At 65.5% G+C, this 16,168-nt stretch carries 15 protein-coding genes; 5 read left to right on the top strand and 10 right to left on the bottom strand.

Features of this window, described 5'->3' with window-relative positions; all coding sequences use genetic code 11:
- Positions 1 to 33 precede the first annotated feature (33 nt).
- On the bottom strand, positions 34 to 849 hold the full coding sequence (gene pheA, locus Har1131_RS01325; protein ID WP_050037401.1) for a prephenate dehydratase: 816 nt from the start codon (positions 847 to 849) through the stop codon (positions 34 to 36).
- 224 nt (positions 850 to 1,073) lie between these two features.
- On the opposite strand from pheA, the gene Har1131_RS01320 reads away from it, so the two are divergent.
- On the top strand, positions 1,074 to 1,406 hold the full coding sequence (locus Har1131_RS01320) for a DUF4234 domain-containing protein (RefSeq protein ID WP_023843073.1): 333 nt from the start codon (positions 1,074 to 1,076) through the stop codon (positions 1,404 to 1,406).
- 65 nt (positions 1,407 to 1,471) lie between these two features.
- Here the strand turns inward: Har1131_RS01320 and Har1131_RS01315 are convergent, their stop codons facing one another.
- The 8 genes from Har1131_RS01315 to Har1131_RS01280 all read right to left on the bottom strand — a co-directional run bounded on the left by Har1131_RS01315 (position 1,472) and on the right by Har1131_RS01280 (position 9,991).
- Entirely contained in the window at positions 1,472 to 2,101 is a 630-nt protein-coding gene (locus tag Har1131_RS01315; RefSeq protein WP_014039224.1) for a hypothetical protein, read from the bottom strand.
- Positions 2,102 to 2,242: 141 nt separating this feature from the next.
- Positions 2,243 to 3,661, bottom strand: a complete 1,419-nt coding sequence (gene lpdA, locus Har1131_RS01310) for a dihydrolipoyl dehydrogenase (protein ID WP_050037402.1) — start codon at positions 3,659 to 3,661, stop codon at positions 2,243 to 2,245.
- Positions 3,662 to 3,700: 39 nt separating this feature from the next.
- Entirely contained in the window at positions 3,701 to 4,009 is a 309-nt protein-coding gene (locus Har1131_RS01305; protein WP_050007658.1) for a hypothetical protein, read from the bottom strand.
- A gap of 145 nt (positions 4,010 to 4,154) precedes the next feature.
- Positions 4,155 to 5,795 carry a dihydrolipoamide acetyltransferase family protein gene (locus Har1131_RS01300; protein WP_151144711.1) on the bottom strand — a complete coding sequence of 547 codons (1,641 nt, stop codon included), beginning with the start codon at positions 5,793 to 5,795 and terminating at the stop codon, positions 4,155 to 4,157.
- A 3-nt stretch (positions 5,796 to 5,798) separates the two neighbouring features.
- Positions 5,799 to 6,797: an alpha-ketoacid dehydrogenase subunit beta gene (locus Har1131_RS01295; protein ID WP_151144708.1), complete on the bottom strand. Its 999-nt coding sequence runs from the start codon at positions 6,795 to 6,797 to the stop codon at positions 5,799 to 5,801.
- Entirely contained in the window at positions 6,794 to 7,900 is a 1,107-nt protein-coding gene (pdhA, locus tag Har1131_RS01290) for a pyruvate dehydrogenase (acetyl-transferring) E1 component subunit alpha (protein ID WP_050037405.1), read from the bottom strand. The genes Har1131_RS01295 and pdhA overlap by 4 nt, the downstream gene beginning before the upstream one ends.
- Positions 7,901 to 8,072: 172 nt before the next feature.
- A complete protein-coding gene (gene lipA / locus Har1131_RS01285; protein WP_050037406.1) occupies positions 8,073 to 9,002 on the bottom strand; it encodes a lipoyl synthase in 930 nt (309 codons plus the stop codon).
- Positions 9,003 to 9,157: 155 nt separating this feature from the next.
- Complete coding sequence (locus tag Har1131_RS01280; RefSeq protein ID WP_151144705.1) at positions 9,158 to 9,991, bottom strand: bifunctional 2-polyprenyl-6-hydroxyphenol methylase/3-demethylubiquinol 3-O-methyltransferase UbiG; 834 nt, start codon at positions 9,989 to 9,991, stop codon at positions 9,158 to 9,160.
- Between the two features lie 187 nt (positions 9,992 to 10,178).
- Here Har1131_RS01280 and Har1131_RS01275 point away from each other — a divergent pair, with 187 nt between their 5' ends.
- Positions 10,179 to 12,548, top strand: coding sequence for a DEAD/DEAH box helicase (locus tag Har1131_RS01275; protein WP_050037408.1), 2,370 nt, complete (start codon positions 10,179 to 10,181; stop codon positions 12,546 to 12,548).
- A gap of 205 nt (positions 12,549 to 12,753) precedes the next feature.
- The gene (locus Har1131_RS01270; protein WP_225306736.1) at positions 12,754 to 12,993 is read left to right on the top strand and encodes a hypothetical protein; all 240 of its coding nucleotides are present in this window, start codon (positions 12,754 to 12,756) and stop codon (positions 12,991 to 12,993) included.
- Between the two features lie 270 nt (positions 12,994 to 13,263).
- Here the strand turns inward: Har1131_RS01270 and Har1131_RS01265 are convergent, their stop codons facing one another.
- A complete protein-coding gene (locus tag Har1131_RS01265; RefSeq protein ID WP_014039234.1) occupies positions 13,264 to 13,920 on the bottom strand; it encodes an HAD family phosphatase in 657 nt (218 codons plus the stop codon).
- Between the two features lie 117 nt (positions 13,921 to 14,037).
- Here Har1131_RS01265 and Har1131_RS01260 point away from each other — a divergent pair, with 117 nt between their 5' ends.
- Together Har1131_RS01260 and endA are read left to right on the top strand one after the other, a co-directional pair.
- A complete protein-coding gene (locus Har1131_RS01260) occupies positions 14,038 to 14,760 on the top strand; it encodes a topoisomerase DNA-binding C4 zinc finger domain-containing protein (RefSeq protein ID WP_050037409.1) in 723 nt (240 codons plus the stop codon).
- Between the two features lie 263 nt (positions 14,761 to 15,023).
- Complete coding sequence (gene endA / locus Har1131_RS01255; RefSeq protein WP_050037410.1) at positions 15,024 to 16,058, top strand: tRNA-intron lyase; 1,035 nt, start codon at positions 15,024 to 15,026, stop codon at positions 16,056 to 16,058.
- Positions 16,059 to 16,168 lie beyond the last annotated feature (110 nt).

Genomic DNA, 16,168 nt, shown 5'->3' with positions numbered 1-16,168 from the left:
ACGCTTGAACGGGGCCGGCGGTGTCCCGCTGACTCAGTTGACGACCGTCTGCGAGTCGTACGACCCCAGCCGGCGGACCCAGCCCTTCTCGGCGATGTCTTCGATGTCGGCGAGGGCGTCCTGCGTGCGCTGCTCGTAGAGGCCGGCCGAGATGTCGATGTGGAAGACGTAGTCGCCCAGGCGCTCGCCGCTGGGCCGGGACTCGACGCGGGTGAGGTTGATGTCGCGGGCTGCGAACGGCTCCAGCAGTTCAAGCAGGAGGCCGGGGTAGTCGACGTCGGGGTAGACGATGAAGGAGGTCTTGCCGCCGGCCTCGCTGCGCTCGCTCGTCGGTGCGACGACGACGAAGCGGGTGGCGTTCGAGGACTGGTCCTGGATGTCCTCGGCGAGCACCTTCAGTTCGGTCCCGTTGGTCGCGTTCTCGGGGTGGCCGATAGCGGCGATGTCCGGGTCGCCGCGGGCGCGTTCGACGCCGCGGGCCGTCGACGCGACGGCCTCGACGTTGACGCCGGGGTAGTGCTCGTCGAGCCAGCCGCGACACTGGGCCAGCGCCTGGGCGTGGCTGGCCACCAGCGAGAACGACTCGTCCTGTGCGAGCAGCGCGTGGCGGATCGGCGTGATAATCTCCTCGACGACGGCAACGTCGTACTCCGCGAAGGCGTCGAGCGATTCGGTGACGGAGCCTTCGATACTGTTCTCGACGGGGACGACGCCGCGCTCGGCCTCGCCGCTGGCGACGGCTTCGACGATGGCGGTCACCGACTCGGAGAAGGATATCTCGTCGTCGGTGACTGCCTGTGCGGCGCGGTGGGAGTAGGTCCCCTCGGGACCCAGGGTAACAGTGGTCATACCCGGGGTACAGCGGTGGGAACCAAAAGAACCGTGGTCATCGGCAAGCGCTGTGCCGGGGCGGTCGCGGTATCCGTCTGACGCTGTCTCGGTGGCGTCAGCCGCCGTTCAGGACAACCGTGCCAGGTCCTCGTCAGTGCCGTGCCAGACAGGCACCCGTCCGACTGCTTGCGAATCTACAGCGGGTGTACTTTTTTCAGCAAGCGTGAGCGAATAGCGACTGTATGTCAGCATCACCGCAAGTGACTGACGCAACCGCGTTCGAAGACGGATCGCTCGGCCTGCAGGTCGTCCTGTTTGTCGTGACTGGAACGCTCTATGGCCTGTACTGGCTGTACAAGACCGCCAAGCAACTCGATGCAGGGACAGACCAGAACCTGACTCCTATCTTGGCAGTCATTCCTCTCGTAAACATCATCGGGATCTGGCAGATCTCAAACGCGGCGGAAGCCGTCACCGACCAGAGTGGTGTGGTCCTGTTCCTGCTGTTCGTCGTCTTCGGTCCCATTTCGTGGTTCTTGATACAGTCAGGTATCAACGACGTTGCGACTAACTGACGGCGTCCTCGACTTTTCACGGACGTGGAATTTCGCCACTGCTGTATCGCTACCGGTGACACTCCTCACTCGTTGCTACGGTGGAACAGCGCGAGGTGAACGAGAAGGTATCGCGAGGCGTAAAAAACCGTCACGCTGGCGACGAAGGCGAGCAGCGAGACCGTTGCAACCGACAGGCCGAACCCGGAGTCGACGAACGGGTTTCGACCCGTGAACGCGACGTATGCGGACACTGCGTCACCGCCGCCAAGCCCCACAGCGAACAGGCAAAGCGAGAGCACGATTGCCAGTCCGCCGGTCCCGAGGCCGACGTAGCGCGCGAAGTCCTCGGCGTTGAGCGCCGCGTGCGCCTGTCGCTCAGTCAGCGGGGCAAGCCGGACTCGGTAGAGGACTGACCCGACGAGCAACGTCGCACCGAACAACTGCAAGAACCCGCCGAACAGCCCGAGCAACAGCACCTTCGGCGAGGCGACGGCGGGGTCAACTGCCGGGAGAAACGCCGCGGTGCTGTCCGGATACAGACCGTAGATCGGTAGTAACAGTGCCAGCGCACCAAGCAGGGCGCTCTGGAGTGCGAGCGTCCGCGGGACAGTCTGTCTGAGATACGAGTGGCGTTCATAACGGAGTCGCTCGTACGTCGACCCCGAAATGATCGCCTGGGCGATGGTATCGTCGGGCTCTGAGTCAGTAGACATATCTTACCGGTTCCTAGTCACCGACAGTTTACTCAATCCACAATATAACCCTTTTGCACGGCGCAAGATTCTGTCTCTCTGTCAGTAAACACCCACAGAGTTGTGTTTGACTGGGCCTTCGTGAACCAGCCCCACACGTTCTCAGCGCGTGTGAACGGCTTCGCCGCGTGCCGCCGCGGCCGCCTCGTGGACCGCTTCGGAGAGCGTCGGGTGCGTGTGGATCGTCCCGGCGATGTCTTCAAGCCGCGCGCCCATCTCGATACCCAGCCCGAGTTCGGCGATAAGCTCCGACGCTTCCGGGCCGACGATCTGTGCTCCGAGCAGGAACTCCTCGTCAGCATCAGCGACGACGCGAACGAAGCCCTCCTTCTCGTTGACCGTGAGCGCGCGGCCGTTGGCCCGTACCGGCATCTGCCCAGTGACCGGGTCGAAGCCCGCCGCCTCGGCCTCGCTCTCAGTCATCCCGACGGTGGCGATTTCGGGGTCGGTGAACACTGCGGCGGGAATCGCCTGATGGTCGAACGCGGCGGGTTCGCCGGCGGCGGCTCTCGCAGCGACCTCGCCTTCGGCCATCGCCTTGTGGGCAAGCATCGGCTCGCCGGCCACGTCGCCGACTGCGAACACCGACTCGTACGCCGTCCGGCACTGGTCGTCGGTCGGGATGACGCCGTTCTCGTCCGTCTGGAGGTCGATGTTCTCCAGCGCGAGCGTGTCCGTGACCGGTTCGCGCCCGACCGCGACAAGACATTTCTCGGCGTTATACTCGGTGACCGCGTCGTCTTCGTCGACGGTCTGGACGCGAATGCCCTCCTCTGTCTCGTCCCAGTCGTCGGCCGCCTCGCCGAAGTTGAAATCGATACCCAGGTCCTCGGCGCGGTCCCGAACGACCGTCGCGATGTCGTCTTCGTAGCCGGGCAACACGTCATCAAGCATCTCGACGACCGTGACCTCCGCGCCCAGTTTCGCGAACACCGTCGAGAGCTCCATGCCGATGTAGCCCGCGCCGACGACGAGCAGCTTCTCGGGGACCGATTCGAGCGCGAGCGCGTCCTTCGAAGAGAGGATGTGCTCGCCGTCGAACTCGAAGCCGGGGACCGCCATCGGTCGGCTCCCTGTCGCAACGATGGCGTGTTCGAACGACAGCGACTCCGAGCCTTGCCCATCGCCGCCGTGGGCGACCCGGACCGTCCCGTCGTCGACGAACTCGGCGGTCCCCTCCACCAGATTGACGCCGGCGCTCTCACACAGCGACTCGACGCCCCGTGTCAGCCGTGTGACGACGCCGTCTTTCCACTCTGTCATCCCGGCCATGTCGACGGCCGGGTCCGCGAACACACCCATCGATTCGGCCTGCCGGGCGTCGTGGGCGACGTCCGAGGCCGAGATGAGCGCTTTCGAGGGGATACAGCCGTGGTTCAGGCAGGTCCCGCCGTAGGCGTCCCGCTCGACGAGCGTCGTGTCCAGTCCCAGTTGCGCGCCCCGGATCGCGGCGACGTAGCCGCCCGGACCGCCGCCGATAACAAGCAGTTCGGTTCCCGTAGTGACATCTCCGACGACCATACCGGTGCCTCGTCCGGGTCCGTGAAAAGCTATCGCCCTTCACCTCGCTGTCGTGTCTCGCGTGCGCCGGCGATACAGATAATAGCCGACGACCGGTACCGACACCGCAAACGCCGGGAGCAGTGTCGATCCCACCCCGTGGACGATGCCGGCGAGCGCATACAGCGGTGTCGGGGACCAGTCGCCGTCGGTCCGCCGGAGCTGTCGACTGTCGAGAAAGAGGCCGACCGTGAGAAGCAGGCTGAACAGCACACTCGCCCAACTGGCGAGGACGGTCAGAGCAAACGCGCCGAGGAACGTTCCGAGACTCGCTTCACCGGCCGACCCTGACGATATGAACAGGTCCATCGACAGCCGGGAGAGGGCCATACACCCCGGCGGCAAGACGAACAGCGCGGCTAATCCGTACCAGATCCATGTGTCTCTCGTGGAGGGCATCACCAGCCCTGTCGTTCCAGTGACCCGTTTCGGTTTCGATTGCGAACCCGAGCGGCTACTCTAACAGGAGTCGCGTCGGGTCCGCCAGGTACTCCTTGAGCGTGTTGACGAAGCGTGCGGCGTCTGCCCCGTCGATGACGCGGTGGTCGATTGCTAGCGAGAGCGGGAGCGTGGGTTTTGCGACGACCTCGCCGTCTTCGGCCACCGGCCGCTCCTTCAGCGCCCCGATCCCGAGAATCGCCGTCTCTGGGACGTTGATTATCGGGCTGGCGTACTCGCCGCCGATGGCCCCGAAGTTCGTGACGGTGAACGTCCCGCCCTGCATCTCCGACCGCTCGATGTCACGCTCTCGGGCCCGCCCGACGAGGTCGTTGATCTCGTCTGCGAGTTCGACCAGGCCCTTCCCGTCCACGTCGTCGACGACCGGCACGACCAGTCCGTGGTCGGTCGCTGCCGCCACGCCGATGTTGTGGACGTCTCTGTAGACGATTTCCTCGTTTTCGGTGTCCAGGGCCGTGTTGAGCACCGGGTGCTGGTCCAGCGCCGCGGCGACGCATTTCACCACGAAGGGCGTGTACGTCAGCGTGACGTCGCGCTCCTCGGCGAGCGGTTGTAGTCGCTCGTGTGCCTCGACGAGGCCGGACACGTCGACCTGGTCGTGGTGGGTCGCGTGGGGCACCTCTCGCCGGGACCGAGCCATCTGTTCGCCGATGGACCGACGGACGCCACGGTACGGTTCGCGGCGCTCGCCGTCGCCTGTCTCGACGGCTGTCGTTTCGGCCCCAGCGCCGCCCGCCTCGGCTGCCGTTCCCGCCGCACCACCTTCGGCGCTGACGGCTTCGGCATCAGCCGCCTGCGCGGCCTGTTGTGCCTCCGCGTACGTCCGAACGGCCGACTCGTCGACGTAGGGCTGGCCGTCCCGGGTCTGGTCGGTCGGGACGGCGTCGATGTTCACGTCGAGTTCGCGGGCGGCCTTTCTGGTTGCCGGCGTCGCCAGCGTCTGGTCGCGATTGGCGGCCGCCTGTCCGTCACCGGAGACACTTCTGACGGCTGACTTGACAGCATTCCCGTCGTCTGTGTCCGCATCGTCGACCTGCGAAACTGCTGTGGTCGGGCCGTCCCCGTCGTCGGACGCCTCCGAAACGACCGACGTGGGGCCGTCGTCACTGTCAGCCGTCTCATCGGCTGACGCCGTGGCCGCCTCGACGTCCCCCTCGGTGACGCGACCGCCCGGCCCGCTCCCGTCGACGGCCGCGATGTCGACCACCTTCTCACGGGCGAGTCGGCGAACGCTCGGCGAGGCGAACACGCGGCCGTCGGCCGTGCTTGCGTCCGACTGGTCCGACGCATCGGCCGCTGTGGCTTCGCTCGCAGTGTCGTCGGCTACTGCCTCTGTGGTAGCTTCTGCCGATTCGGCGTCGGCCGCACTGCCAGCCGCCGCGTCGGCCGCTTCGGCATCGCCCGCCTCGTCGATAGTGATGAGCACCTCGCCGGTCTGTACCATCTCGCCGACTTCGGCGTGCAGTTCCTGCACGACGCCGTCGACCGGCGACGGCACGTCGACGGCGGCCTTGTCGGTTTCTACCTCCGCGAGGACCTGATCCTCGGTGACGGCGTCGCCCGGCGAGACGTGCCAGGTCAGCACCTCACCCTCTGCGACCCCTTCACCGAGGTCCGGGAGATTGAACTCGAACATGCGTCAGAACTCCACTGCCTCTCTGATACCGTCTTTGATGCGGGCGGGTTCGGGGAGGTAGTAGTCCTCTAAGGCGTACAGCGGGTAGGGCACGTCGAAGCCGGTCACCCGCGTAACGGGGGCCTCCTGATACAACAGGACTTCCTCCTGAATGGTGGCGATGATTTCGCCGGCCAGCCCGCCGGTTTTGGGCGCTTCGTGGACGACAGTCGCTCGCCCGGTCTTCTTGAACGACTCGACGATGGCGTCAGTGTCCATCGGCGACAGCGTTCGCAGGTCGATCACCTCTGCGTCGATGCCCTCCTCGGCCAGTTCCTCGGCGGCTTCGACCGTCGGCCGGGTCATCGCGCCCCAGGTGAACACGGACACGTCGCTCCCCTCACGACGGACCTTCGCCTCGCCCAGTTCAACCGTGTAGGGGTCGTCGGGAACCTCCTCGCGGAACGACCGGTAGATGAGCTTCGGTTCGAGGAAGATGACGGGGTCCGGGTCCCGGATGGCCGCCGTCAGTAGCCCCTTTGTCTCCTTCGGCGTCGACGGGACGACGACTTTCAGCCCCGCCTCGTGGACGTAGAACGCCTCCTTGGATTCGGAGTGGTGTTCCGGCGCGCGGATGCCGCCGCCGTAGGGCGCGCGAACGGTGAGCGGGCAATTGTATCGGCCGCGGCTCCTGTTCCGAAGTCGGGCGGCGTGACTGACAATCTGGTCGAACGCGGGGTACATGAACCCGGAAAACTGCATCTCCGGCACCGGCCGGAGCCCGTAGGCGGCCATGCCGATAGCCGTCCCGACGATGCCGGCCTCCGCGAGCGGCGTGTCGATAACCCGGTCGTCACCGAACTCCTCGTGGAGTCCCTGTGTCGCCCGGAAGACGCCGCCATTCTTCCCGACGTCCTCGCCCATCACGACCACGTCTTCGTTCCGTTCCATCTCGCCGTAGAGGCCGTCACGAACGGCCTGTACGAGCGTCAAGCTCTGTGTGTCTGCGTCCTGCGTACTCATTCCAGTAGCACCTCGTCGCCGTGTCGTTCGCGCAGGTCTTCGAGGTAGTCCAGTTGCTGTTCGAGTCGCTGTGGCATCTCCGCGTACACGTCCGCGAACATCTCTTCCGGTTTCGGTCGCTCGGTCGCCTCGGCCTCGTCGATAGCTGCAGCCACCTCCTCCTGAACCGATTCGTCGATGGCGTCGACCCGCTCGTCGTCGAGCAGGCCCCGGTCCCGGAGGAACGCCTCCATCCGCGGAATCGGGTCTTTCTGCTTCCAGTGCTCGACCTCGCTGTCGTCGCGGTACACCGACGGGTCGTCGGCGGTCGTGTGCGCGCCGAAGCGGTACTGCACTGCCTCGATCATCGTCGGGCGGAGTTCACCCTCTGGTGGGTCGTGCGCCTTGTCGACGGCCTCGCGGGTCACCTGATACACCGCCAGCGGGTCCATTCCGTCGACCTGGACGCCGTCGAAGCCGTAGGCGTTGGCCTTCTGGGCGAGCGTCTCGCTGGCCGACTGGCGCTCCCGTGGCACCGAAATCGCCCACTGGTTGTTGTTACAGAAAAACACCGCTGGCACATCGAACACGCCAGCGAAGTTCAGGCCTTCGTGAAAGTCGCCCTCGGAGGTCGCACCGTCACCGAAGTACACGAGGGCAGCGGTGTCATCGCCCTTGAGTTTCGATGCCCACGCGGCCCCGGTCGCGTGTGGGATCTGCGTCGCGATTGGGACCGCAAACGAGAACGCCTGAACGTCTTCCGGCGGCGAATTACCCGACTCCGACCCCATCCAGTACAACAGGTCGTCCGACAGGGGCCATCCCTTGACGTACATCGCGAGATGTTCTCGGTAGCTCGGGAAGGCCCAGTCGCCGTCTCGCAGCGCGAAGGCGCTGCCGACCTGCGAGGCCTCCTGTCCCGACATTGGGGGGTAAGTCCCCATCCGGCCCTGCCGTTGCAAACTCACTGCCCGCTGGTCGAAGTGCCGGCCAAGTTTGAGATACCGGTACATCTCCACCAGTTCGTCGTCCGAGAGGTCCGGCACCGTTGCGCCGTCGACCACTGTCCCGTCTTCATCGAGAATCTGTACCCTGTCCGCTGGGTCGCGCTGGAGGACACTCATAGAAACCGCCTCCGTCGAAGTGGCATACAACGACTGTTCACTCGCACTACCTTTAGAGCTTTCGCGGGGCTGAAAAACATCTCCGACGTAGGTATTACTGGGAATATGGGTGCCTAAGACATTCTGAGCCGGTTTAAATTCTGCCCAATTTATTAGTGATAACTCCGATGTATCAGTTGTCAGCGCGCACTTTCGCCCGCGCCTCGTCTGCACTCTGGCCCTCACGCAGGACGCTCTCGACGAACAGTTCGCCGGCCCGGTATGACGACCGAACCATCGGTCCCGAGGCGCAGTACAGGAAGTCGAATTCCTCCTCGGCGACCCGCTGCCAGGTGTCGAAGGCGTCCGGATGGACGTACTCCGAGACCTCCAGATGCGAGCGGGAAGGCTGGAGGTACTGGCCGAAGGTGACCACGTCGACGCCGGCCTGCCGGAGGTCCGACAGCGTCTGGTACACCTCGTGGGCGTACTCGCCGACGCCCAGCATCAGGCTGGTCTTGCTGTAGCAATCGCTCTCGCGGTCGACCTGCCGAAGCACCGAGAGGGACTGCTCGTAGCCCGCCCGGCGGTCCCGGACTGGCCACTGGAGCCGGTCGACTGTCTCGATGTTGTGGGCGATGACATCCGGGCCGGCGTCGATGATCTTTCGTACAAGGTCCGGTTCACCCTGAAAATCGGGGATGAGACACTCGACGAGGATTGACGGGTCACGCTCTTTGATGGCCCGGATCGTCTCGGCGAAGTGGCCCGCGCCCTGATCGGGCAGGTCGTCGCGGTCGACGCTGGTCAGCACCACGTAGTCCAGCCCGATCTCCGCGACGGCGTCGGCCACCTGTTGTGGCTCGTCGGGGTCTAACGGGTCCATCCCACCGGTTTCGACATCACAGAAGTTACAGCCCCGCGAACAGCGGTCGCCCATTAGCATGAACGTCGCCGTCCCCGGTCCGTCGCGCCCACTCCAGCACTCTCCGAGGTTGGGGCAGTTGGCCTCTTCACAGACCGTGTTGAGGTTGCGGTCCCGGAGCGTCTGCTTGATATCGGTGAACCGCTCGCCCGACGGTGGCCGCATCTTCAGCCAGTCAGGCTTGCGCGAACGACTCATTACCGGCAGTTAGGTTGGGTCGGTCAAAAACGTGCGGGGGTCATGTCCTCTGTCACATCCCTTGTTGAAGGCCAGTCGGGCGGTCAGGCGGCTCAGCCGAACCGACCGCCACCTGCGCACTCAGGGACATCAACGCTCCTGCCCGCGTGCCCACCTCAGGCACGGCAGACCGCAAGCATATGTGCGGACATATCCACGACAGTTCGGTCCGTCCGGAGTTCGTCTACGAGCGCCTGAACACCGGCCCGCTCGTGTGCCGACAGGTCGGCAGCGGTCTCTCGGAGCGATGGAGCGGCGAGTACTGACGCCAGCCCTTCCAGCCCGACCAGCGTCTCGACGGTTACTCCGCCCGCCTCTAACAGCGCCTCGAACTCATCGGCGCGGAAGAAATGGGTCTCGGTGAACGCCGCGTCGTGCCCGAGTTGCGCCACGAACGGGCGGTCGTAATCGCCCGTCTCAGCGAGTTCGGCCGCATTGACGAGGTGTTCCGACTCGCCGACCAGCGAGAGCACCAGCCAGTTGAGCCGCCCCATGACGGAGGCGAACACCGGACTCCCGGCTTTCGTCACCCGGTGAAGCTCCCGCACGGCGGCTGCCCGTTCGTCAGCGTCGAGTATATGCGAAAGCGGCCCACCCAGACACAGCGTCGCGTCGAATACGTCCCGGTCAAACCCGAGGTCGCGCACGTCGCCCGCCCCGACGGTCACCCGCTTCTCGTGCCCATGCTCGGCGATTTTCTCCCGCGCGATAGCCCGCTGGCCCTCGCTGGGATCGACGAGCGTGACGTCGTACCCCTGTTCGGCCAGCCAGACGGCGTACCGACCAGCCCCGCCGCCTACGTCGAGGACGTGTCCCGTGTCGGGGAGGTTCGCTTCGAGCTGTGCAACGGTCCCCGACCACTCCAACTGCCCGTGTAGCGTGGCTGTCAGGCGGTCCCACTCGCTCTCGTCGTTCTCGTCGTAATAGTCCTCGGGGTCACTGATAGGCACGCTTTCGGACTGTCAGCCGGCCGGGTTAATTCTTGGCCAGCAGTGTGGGGCGCTCACAACGACCAGCCACACGGCGACCCCGCAAATGTGGCCACGTCTCACCCGCTTTCGCTCCCCCATAGAAACGCCTTTGCCGTCGCGGAACTGCGACTGTGACGTGTCATCCAGAACCGACAGCGAGCCGACTGTGGCGGTCGCGGAGGTGCTCCCCGAGTTTGCCGACGCCTTCCCGTTCGAGGAGTTCAACCGGATGCAGTCGGCGGCCCTGCCGGCCCTGCTGAACCGCGACGACAACGTCGTCGTCAGCGCGCCGACGGCCAGCGGGAAGACCGCGCTGGCGGAACTGGCCATCTGCAAGACGCTCGCCGAGGACGGGACCGCGCTGTTTCTCGCGCCGCTACGCGCGCTCACCAACGAGAAGGAGAGCGAATGGGAGCGCTTCGAGGACCTGGGCTACTCCGTCTACGTCGTCACCGGCGAGCGGGACCTGAACCCCCGCCGCGCCGAGCGGGCCGACATCCTCGTGATGACACCGGAGAAGGCCGACTCGGCCACCCGGAAACACGAGACCAGCCGCTACTCTTTCATCACTGACGTGGACTGCTGTGTCATCGACGAGGTCCATCTGCTCGATTCGGACCGGCGGGGGGCGGTGCTCGAAGTCACCGTCTCGCGGCTCCGCCGGCTCTGTGACCCGCGGGTCGTGGCGCTGTCGGCGACGATGCCGAACATCGACGACGTGGCCGACTGGCTTGATGCCCCCGACGAGACGACCTTTGCTTTCGGCGAGAAGTACCGACCCGTGCCGCTGAACGCTGACGTGAAGACCTACTCCCACGGCGAGAACGCCTTTGCCGACAAGTACCGGCGGCTCTACCGGGCGCTGGACCTCGCCGAGCCACACATCCGGGAGGAGGGTCAGGCGCTCGTGTTCGTCTCCTCGCGCCAGGACACGGTCCAGGCCGCGAAGAAGGCCCGCGACGAAATTGTCGAGCGAGATATCCCGATGGGTGCACGCGGGGACTACGATTTCCACAACGACGCCGCCGACCTCTCGAACGACACGCTCCGCCAGTCCGTGCTCGACGGCGTAGGCTTTCACCACGCCGGCCTCGCGCGCGAGGACAAGAACAAAGTCGAGCAGTGGTTTAAGGAAGGGAAGATTCAGCTCCTCTTCTCGACCTCGACGCTCGCGTGGGGCGTGAACCTCCCCGCCCGCTGTGTCGTCATCCGGGACACGAAGCTCCACGACCCGCTTGAAGGCGAGGTCGACATGAGCCCGCTCGACGTGCTCCAGATGCTCGGCCGCGCGGGTCGGCCCGGCTACGACGACATGGGCTACGCCTGGGTCGTCTGTGACCGCTCGGACGCCGACAAGTACCGCCGCCTGCTCCGGGACGGCAAGGAGATCGAGTCACGGCTCGCGGCGGAACTCGACGCCCACCTGAACGCCGAAATCGCGCTCGGGACCATCGACGACGTGGACGACGTGATGGACTGGCTCTCCACGACTTTTTACTATGCTCGCTCGCAGTCGGCCCCCAACGAGTATGACGCCGGCAGCGATCTCCGAAACCGGGTCAGTGACACGCTTTCCGCACTCGTCGACGAGGGTTTCGTCGAACAGGACGGTCTCAACGTCGAACCGACGCGGCTCGGGCAGCTAGCCTCGAAGTTCTACCTCCGGCTCTCGACCGCGCGCCGGTTCGCGGACGTCGCCGAACGGTGTCAGGACGCCGCCGACCCGGACTCCGCTGTCTCCGTTGACGCGGACGACCTGCTGACCGCGGTGGCCGGCGCGACGGAGTTCGACAGCGTCAGCGCCCGCTCCGACGAGGAGGACGCTGTCCACGCGGTGCTGGGAGACAGTGTCGACGACAGTCTCGACGCCGGCCAGCGGAAGGTGCTTGCCATCCTCCGCTCGGGCATGACCGGGACGACGCCCACGGAACTCAAAAGCGACGCGTGGGTCATCCGCCAGAACGCCCTTCGCCTGCTCGCGGCGATGCGGGAGTTCGTCGACACGCTCGGCCCGGCCCGCTACGCGAACCTCGCCTGCCGGGTCGAAGCCAGAGTCGAACACGGCATCAGCGCCGACGCGGTGGGGCTGACGGCCATCGACGGCGTCGGCAGCGGCCGAGCGGGCAAACTCGCCGCCGCCGGGCTCACGTCGCCCGCCGACGTGGTCGAAGCCGGCGAGGACGGCCTCGTCCGTGCCGGACTCTCGGACGGCGTCGCCGAACAGGTGCTCGCGAACGCGCGGGAACTCCCCGTCATCAGTATCGACTGGGGCGATTTCCCCGGGACAATCGCGCCCGGCGACAACGACATGCGGGAGGTGACGGTCAGGAACACCGGCGGCAGCGCCCGCGCGGGCCTGCGAGTGACGGTTAACGGGCGCGAGATGACCGCCAAGCCGTCGTATCTCGGCGAGGCCACGCTTCCGGTGGCCGTCTTCGGCGCGGACGCGGACGAACTCACGTTCACCGTCGAGGTCGCGTTCCCCGCGCTGCCGCTCCCGACGATTACCGAAACCCGATCCGTGCTGGTCCGGTAATCGACGTTTCGACTGTCTCTCTGAAACGCGCTCAGATGGCTCGGTAAAATTTACAAAGCTATCTAAAAGCGTTACAGCACTCCGTGAAATATCGTTGAAAGGTGCTGAAATCCGGTTAACATTCCGAAAAGAGCACGAATTATCCCCAAGGGTCTGGCGTTTATATGGGGGTATGGGTTCTTACGAAGAAGTGAGGAAGCCCACAATGTCCAGTGCATCGCCCTTCCGTTCCCCGATGGAAGCCGCCCCCAGTAGCCTCATCCTCCGGTCACTCACTCGTCCCTTGCAATTCATCGCGTTCTGGCTGGCTATCGTCACGCCGCTGGCATATCCGCCGCTGCTGCTGGGCGGGCTGGACAGTCAGAGCTTCCTCATCTTCGTGGGTGTCGTTGCCCTCAACGTCTTCGGCCTGCTGGCAGGCCGAGGATACGGTGACCCCGCCTGACCTGGCCGGGTCTTTCCCCTCCACGCCGGCATTTCACGCTGTTTCGTGACGCTCGAATCTCTGCACACCGTACTAATACCCGAACAGTATCGCTTCCCGGTCTCCGGCCCAGTTCTGTATCGGATCGCTATTACCCACCGCTCCTGATACTGCCGGCTGTACGTCTGTGACGAATATCGCCACTTCGGGGTGGCGAATCTCTTGAAATAGTTACAGCCGGAGTATGAGTCTGCCCTCTCTCCGCCCCTGCAAACAGACTATACTCGGCTGTTATACACCGCCTAACAGCACCTCGTGCAGTGTCGCGGCGTCGTCCGCGATCTCGTGGACCATCGACAGGTCCGTCTCATCGCCGTCGCCCCGGAATCCGACGGTCGTCATCCCGGCGGCGACGGCGGCGCGTGCACCCGCGGTGGAGTCTTCGACGGCCCAGCAGTCCTCGGGCGCGACGCCGAGTTCTGCCGCGCCTCGCTCGTAGATGTCCGGTTCCGGTTTGCCGGGGCCGTCGATGTCGCCGGCACTGATGGCGACGTCGAACTTCGAGAGGAGGTCGAAGCGCTCGTCGGCCACGTCGATCCAGGCCCACGGCGCGGAGGTCGTCAGCGCCAGCGCCACGCCAGCGTCCCGCAGGTCGTCCAGTAGCTCGTGTGCCCCGTCGAGGACGGTCGCCTCTTCGCCGTAAATCCGCTCGCCGTGTTTCTCGAACAGACTCTCGAATACCTCACGGCTGATTTCGAGGTCGTACTCGGCATCGAGGTCCGGATACACTTCCCGGTAGTTCCGACCGGTAATGGCGGCGACAGGGATGTCGTCGTTCGGTGCGGCCGTCGGAAGAATGTCCTCGCGCTGGGCACGGACCCAGTGCTCTTCGGATTGGACGAGCACGCCGTCCATATCGAAACAGACTGCAGCCGGTGGTTCGCTCATTGCCCCCCTGTCGCTCGGCGACGGCTTTGGCTGTTCCGACTCCGGCAGCGGTGACCGTTCGACGGGGCCCTGTCGCCGACTGAGGGTTTAAGTACCGGAACCCGGCCAGGTTGGCCCATGCACGACGGAACCCGTGTGATAGCTGGCGAATGTACGACCGTTTTCGAGGGAACGCGCGAGCGGGAGCAGCGCGGCGACGTGCTCGTCGTCGTCAAGCCGGACAATACCGTCCTCGTTCATGATGCTGAAGGGTATCAGCCGATCGCGTGGCTCACGCGCGCCGAAAGCGTCACCATCGACGACGGGGCGGTGACCGCCCGCGACGGCGACGAACTCCTCCGGGTGGTCCCTCACGAGGAACACGGCAGTGCCCGCTATCCGGCCTCGAACGCTGGTGTCCCGGTGCGTGACTGCCCCGACTGCGCCGGAACGCTGGTCCGCACCCGAAGCGATGTCACCTGTACTGGCTGTGACGCCGCCTACGGAATTCCGAGCGATGCCGCGGTCACCGGCGGCCGCTGTGACGACTGCGGACTCCCCACGCTTCGGGTGGAACGCGGGCGGGCGTTCGAACTGTGCCTTGACCGGGATTGTGACTCGCTGGACGACGCTGTCACCGCGGCCTTCGACCGCGAGTGGGACTGTCCCAACTGCGACGGTGACCTGTTGGTGCTCCGCCGCGGCGGCCTGCTCGCCGGCTGTGAGCACTACCCCGACTGCGACACCGGCTTCTCGATGCCGTCCGGCGTCGTCGTCGGCGACTGTGACTGTGGCTTGCCGCTGTTCGAAACTGCCGGGGGAACGCGGTGTCTGGACAGCTCCTGTTCGGAATTGGGGTGAGGTTTCAAGCCTGTGTTTGCTGGGGGTACAGTTCTGAACCTCCTGAGAGTCTACTTAGCCAGTGTTGCCCAACCGACACTGGGTGGGAATGAAAGGGGCGAGACGCTGGCGGAAGGCGGCTGGTTCAAGCACCGCAGCGAAGCGAGGAGCGCAGACCTGCCCCCGACTCCAGCGTCTCGGGGCTTTCTGGCCCTTTGTGTCCGCGACTGTGAAAACAGACCTGACCCGCAGGGGCTTTGTCGCCGCGGGAGCCACGTCAGAGCATGGAACTGACGCTCGACGGTGATGTCGTGCGGGCCGGCTACGAGGCGCGCGAGCGGTTCTACGACTCGCGCGGCTACGGGAAGGTCCGCAACGGCGACATCGACCTGTCCCCGGTGGAGGCCGCACACCTCCTCTACCGCGGAGATATCGAGAGCATCGACGGGATGGACTTCCGCGCGTTCCTCGGGTCGGCGGCCGTCTCCGAGGTCGATTTCGCCGTCTACAAAGACCTGCGGGACCGCGGTTTTTACCTCACGCCCGCCCGCGAAGGATGGGTCGACGACGCCGCGGGCGCGGACTTCGTGGTCTACCCGCGGGGAAAGGGGCCGTGGGACAACGAAGTGGCCTACCGCGTCCGGGTTATCGGCGAGCGTGATACCGTCGACGCGACGGCCCTGGGCGGCTGCGTGCTGGCGGTCGTCGACGAGGAGAGCGAAGTGACGTACCTCGATACCGACCGACGCGAGGTCTCCGGGACCAGCGACGCCGCCGTCCCAGCGACGGCGGGTGAACTGCTCGGAGAGCGGGTGGTGTGCTGGGAACCGCCGGCGGAGCTGTACGATCAGGCATTCTACGGGCAGCAACTCGGCGACGATGGCGCGGTCCAGCTCTCGCTCGTGGAGGCCGCGTATCTCGCACAGGAGGGGCTGCTCACGGTCGATGGCGGGGCCGACGCTGTCGTCGGGCGGGGTCGCGAGGTCGAGGGCGACCGCTTCGACCGTCGGCTGGCCGTCTATGCGGCTCTGCGAGCGAGCGGCGTCGCTCCGAAGACCGGCTTCAAATTCGGCGCGGACTTCCGGACCTACGCCGACGTCGAAAGTGCCGAGAACCTTGGGCACTCAGAGCTACTGGTGCGGGTGCTGCCGGCCGACCACCGCTTCGAGCCGCGGGACCTCGCGCTGGACGTTCGCCTGGCCCACGGCGTCCGGAAGACGATGGTGTTCGCTCTCACGGCGGACGGCGGCGACGGTAGTGGCGATAGCGGCAACGGCAACGATCTCGAGTGGATCGCCGTCGAGCGGCTGACGCCCTGATCTGGTCGCCACTTCACCGGCCGGTGGTCATTCATTTGTTCCCTGATACGCCGCTCTGTGTGGCGCACCGAAACGAACCCTTTTTGCGCCGACCGGAACCAAAGCACCTG

The sequence above is a fragment of the Haloarcula sp. CBA1131 genome (assembly GCF_008728975.1).
Classification (GTDB): domain Archaea; phylum Halobacteriota; class Halobacteria; order Halobacteriales; family Haloarculaceae; genus Haloarcula; species Haloarcula hispanica.
The sequence above is the reverse complement of the archived record's forward strand: the minus strand, read 5'-3'. Positions and strand labels throughout refer to the sequence as shown.